Origin of the sequence: Desulfovibrio cuneatus DSM 11391 (assembly GCF_000430005.1) — a bacterium.
In the GTDB taxonomy this organism is placed as follows: domain Bacteria; phylum Desulfobacterota; class Desulfovibrionia; order Desulfovibrionales; family Desulfovibrionaceae; genus Frigididesulfovibrio; species Frigididesulfovibrio cuneatus.
In genome coordinates, this window is sequence record NZ_AUCY01000073.1 from 1 (window position 1) to 1625 (window position 1625).

Genomic DNA, 1625 nt, shown 5'->3' on the forward strand with positions numbered 1-1625 from the left:
AGATTCCCGTTTCGGTAATTAATGTTGGCCCCGGCCTACGTTCCCACCTATAAATAGGCAGTATCATCGGCGATGAGGGGCTTAACTTCCAGGTTCGGAATGGAGACTGGGTGTACCCCCCTCTCTATGGGAGCCAACAAATATGTTCCGCGGTATTCGGCGGAAAATGATGACCAGAAGAGATTCTGAGCATTATTCCCGTCCAATGGCTGCGCGGTGCAGCAATCAATTGGTAGGGAGTGAGGAAAGGGAAGTATCAAGATTTCGACCTATTAGTACTGGTAAGCTCCAAGCATTGCTGCTCTTCCACACCCAGCCTATCAACCTGGTGGTCTACCAGGGGTCTTCACCTTACGGAGAGATATCTTATCTTGAGGCAGGCTTCCCGCTTAGATGCTTTCAGCGGTTATCCCTTCCGAACGTAGCTACCCTGCTATGCTCCTGGCGGAACAACAGGCTCACCAGAGGTTCGTCCATTCCGGTCCTCTCGTACTAGGAACAGGCCCTCTCAAATATCTTGCGCCCACAGCAGATAGGGACCAAACTGTCTCACGACGTTTTAAACCCAGCTCGCGTACCACTTTAAACGGCGAACAGCCGTACCCTTGGGACCTGCTTCAGCCCCAGGATGTGATGAGCCGACATCGAGGTGCCAAACCGCATCGTCGATATGGACTCTTGGATGCGATCAGCCTGTTATCCCCGGCGTACCTTTTATCCAATGAGCGATGGCCCTTCCATTCGGGACCACCGGATCACTAACACCGACTTTCGTCCCTGCTCGAGCTGTCACTCTTGCAGTCAAGCTCCCTTATGCGTTTGCACTCAACGGCTGGTTTCCAATCAGCCTGAGGGAACCTTTGCGTGCCTCCGTTATTATTTGGGAGGCGACCGCCCCAGTCAAACTACCCACCAGACAATGTCTCCTACCTGGATAACAGGCTAGGATTAGAGTCTTAGACCAGCAAGGGTGGTATTTCAAGGTTGACTCCGCCGATACTAGCGTACCGGGTTCATAGTCTCCCACCTATCCTACACATGCTGCCCCAAGACCCAATGTCAAGCTATAGTAAAGGTGCACAGGGTCTTTCCGTCACGCTGCGGGTAGACGGCATTTTCACCGCCACTTCAATTTCACCGAGTCTCTGGTTGAGACAGTGCGGAGATCGTTACGCCATTCGTGCAGGTCGGAACTTACCCGACAAGGAATTTCGCTACCTTAGGACCGTTATAGTTACGGCCGCCGTTTACTGGGGCTTCAATTCAAAGCTTCGCTTGCGCTGACCTCTCCTTTTAACCTTCCAGCACCGGGCAGGCGTCAGTCCGTATACGTCGTCTTACGACTTAGCACAGACCTATGTTTTTAGTAAACAGTCGCCACCGCCAATTTTCTGTGGCTTTTCCGGGCTTACCTAGTAAATAGTTCACCTGAAAAAGCACCCCTTCTCCCGAAGTTACGGGGTTATTTTGCCGAGTTCCTTAACCAGAGTTCTCTCGAGCGCCTTGGTGCATTTACACCCATCCACCTGAGTTGGTTTACGGTACGGTTCACATGTGCTAAGCGTAGGAGCTTTTCTAGTCAGTGTAGAATCAACAGAACCTTGCGGCTCGACGGTCTCGGAGTA

Annotated in this window: 2 rRNA genes; both read right to left on the bottom strand. The window is 51.9% G+C overall.

What is annotated here, in order from left to right:
- Positions 1–22: 22 nt before the first annotated feature.
- Positions 23–138: ribosomal RNA gene (gene rrf / locus G497_RS0112500) — 5S ribosomal RNA — on the bottom strand.
- A gap of 114 nt (positions 139–252) precedes the next feature.
- Positions 253–1625: ribosomal RNA gene (locus tag G497_RS20480) — 23S ribosomal RNA — on the bottom strand; the annotation flags it as partial.